Raw genomic sequence first — 2341 nt, forward strand, 5'->3', positions numbered from 1 at the left:
GATCTTGAACTCACGGCTGAACTTCCGTCTCGTCATATCCACTCTCCAGTTCCTTGGTCACGATCTTATCTTCGTGTCCACGAAACCAGCAGCAGCTCATGAAGGCGTTGCAGCCCGTCCGAAATGACCGGCTGCAAGACCCGGTTCAGCTCGATCCGCTCCTCCGGGCGGCGCGTGCGCATCGGCACCGGTGGCTCGGCGATGAGCCGGTCGATCAGCAGGGCATCGGTCCGCCGGTGGCGCAGCGTTGCGATCAGCCCTTCCTCTGCGATCAAATGGGCGGTTTCGGCATCCTCGATCATGCTGGCGAGCGTCACTGTCATCTCGTCCTGAAGGCGGGCGTGCGCCTCTTCGGCGATGGCTTTCGCCTCAACGGCGCGCTCGATGGCAATGCTCGCCGCCTTCTGCGCCTCCAGCCTGTCGCGCTCGGCCTTCCATGTTGCGCGATCCAGACGGCGTCTGCGCGGCCCTGTCCGCGACTGCCCATGTCTTGCGCCGACATCAGCATGATAGCGATCCTGCCAGGCGCGCATGGCCTGTTTATAGCTGCGGGATGGCGACCCAGACCAGCCGCTCTCCCGATGCCGATCTTGTTCGCGGTGGCCCTCATGGCAGCGTTTCGCGTCCATGCGCATATTGTCATCTGCACATATGGGCACGGCCAGCACATGCACATGCGGATGGGTTTCGTCGCGGTGCTCGATGACGCTGAGCACCTCTGCACCGTTGCGCGCGGCATCCTCCCTGGCGAAGTCCATCGCATCCTTTCGCCAGCGCAAATATTCGGCCTCGTCCATCTCCGCGACAGGGTCGGGGAAGCTGAAAACGCTGGCGATCAGCACATGGGTATCGACGCGAATGGCGCGGAGCACGTCTTTGCGGGCGGTCCGTTCCTTGCGCAAGCCGCGCAGAATTCGGTTCTGCTCGGCCACGCGGCTTTCAATCAGATCAACCACCGCTGAAGGGCGCATACCCTCCAGAATGATCGGAGGCTGAGGGCGCGCAACATGCGGGCACGCACCGGCGAGGCGCTCGTTTTTATGTGCGATGTCACGAACCGAGCGGCTCTTGCTGTTGCCCTTCATCGAGTAGGTTTGTTTATGCGCGAAAATCGACTTCTGCGGGCGATCAGACATGGGTTTTGTTATCCCTGAAGCCCGCAGCTTCCGCTTCCTCTGCCGTAACAAGTCCCTTTGCGATGGCGAGTTGTACCTGGGTTAATGAAAGATGGCGGCAAAGCTCGCTCCGGGATTTTACCCATTCCGCGACCCGGTCGAGATGGGCATCGAGCCGCGCAGCTTCGGCCTCTGCCTTTTCACGCACCGCTGCGACATACCCGCGCCATTTCTGCGCCCGGAACCAGTTATCCGAAAAGCTGACCTTGCTGCGTGTGAATCCCGCAGTTTCCTCGGCATAGGCCCGTACCGCTGCTCTGAGATCGGCCTCGCCGACCTCGCGGATCGCAACCTCTATCCAGTTCAGACAGGATGCTTCGTCTCGTCGTCTGTCCTGCGGGTATTCATCCCAGATCTTCTGAACCTCAGCCGCCGCCGTGCGCGCACCCGCGCGCGTAGGAGGTTTAGGGATGGTTTCAGGATGGTTTGGGGGCCGCTGTGGACGGGGTACGGGGTCCGCTCCGGACCCCGTACCGGGTTCCCGCAAGACCCCGTCCGCTGTGGACCCCGTCTCGTCCTCGGGCTCAGCAATCGAATCCAGCCGACCGACTGCCGAAAGAATGATCCGGTAAACGATGGTGAAGCCGTTCTTGCAGGCCCGGCGCCCGGTTTCGATCAGAATGCTTTCGTGCAGGAATTCGTTGATCGTGCGCTTGACCGTCGTTTCGCCCAATTCGGTATGACGCTGGATGGTTCCTTTCGAGCACCAGATGCCCGACCCGTCATCGCTGGCCTTGTCCGCGAGAAACATGATGATCTGCTTGCGGACCGGGCTGCCGAATTTGCGCTGCGCACAAAGATTCGCGACCTTCCAGCTCATAGCGCAGCCTCCGTCAGGGTTGCGGGACGACGTGAGGTCGCGTATTCTTTCCTGACAGGACTATCCAAAGTGCCGTCGGACGGAGTGCCAGCTCCTCCGGCGGCTTTCTTTTTCGCAGTTGGCGCTGCCCGAAACTGCGGGACGCCTGCGTCATAACCCATTGATTTGCATAAGGCGCTGTAGATCAGATGCGGGGTACCTGATCGTTGATTTTCTTCACTTTTCTGGAAGAATGGTGGGCGACCCTGGAATCGAACCAGGCATGAGTCGCCTCGGCGGAGTTACAGTCCGCTGCCGCACCTTGCAGCACGTCGCCCACTGAGGGCGGGGAATATCCGGGGGGGCG

Annotated in this window: 2 protein-coding genes and 1 tRNA gene; all 3 read right to left on the bottom strand. The window is 61.2% G+C overall.

The genetic code is table 11. The features are described from left to right. Positions 1–65 precede the first annotated feature (65 nt). A complete protein-coding gene (locus XINFAN_RS18720) occupies positions 66–1136 on the bottom strand; it encodes a plasmid recombination protein (RefSeq protein ID WP_124088388.1) in 1071 nt (356 codons plus the stop codon). Next, positions 1129–1995 carry a hypothetical protein gene (locus XINFAN_RS18725; RefSeq protein ID WP_124088389.1) on the bottom strand — a complete coding sequence of 289 codons (867 nt, stop codon included), beginning with the start codon at positions 1993–1995 and terminating at the stop codon, positions 1129–1131. Before XINFAN_RS18725 ends, XINFAN_RS18720 begins: the two co-directional genes overlap by 8 nt. A 233-nt stretch (positions 1996–2228) precedes the next feature. Continuing rightward, positions 2229–2312 (bottom strand) — tRNA-Tyr (locus XINFAN_RS18730). Between the last annotated feature and the right edge of the window lie 29 nt (positions 2313–2341).

The sequence above is a fragment of the Pseudogemmobacter humi genome, from assembly GCF_900609055.1.
In the GTDB taxonomy this organism is placed as follows: Bacteria; Pseudomonadota; Alphaproteobacteria; order Rhodobacterales; family Rhodobacteraceae; genus Pseudogemmobacter; species Pseudogemmobacter humi.

Excerpts from the sequence above, each read along its gene's own strand:
- XINFAN_RS18720 (WP_124088388.1), bottom strand. The coding sequence starts at position 1,136 with ATGTCTGATCGCCCGCAGAAGTCGATTTTCGCGCATAAACAAACCTAC.
- XINFAN_RS18725 (WP_124088389.1), bottom strand. The coding sequence starts at position 1,995 with ATGAGCTGGAAGGTCGCGAATCTTTGTGCGCAGCGCAAATTCGGCAGC.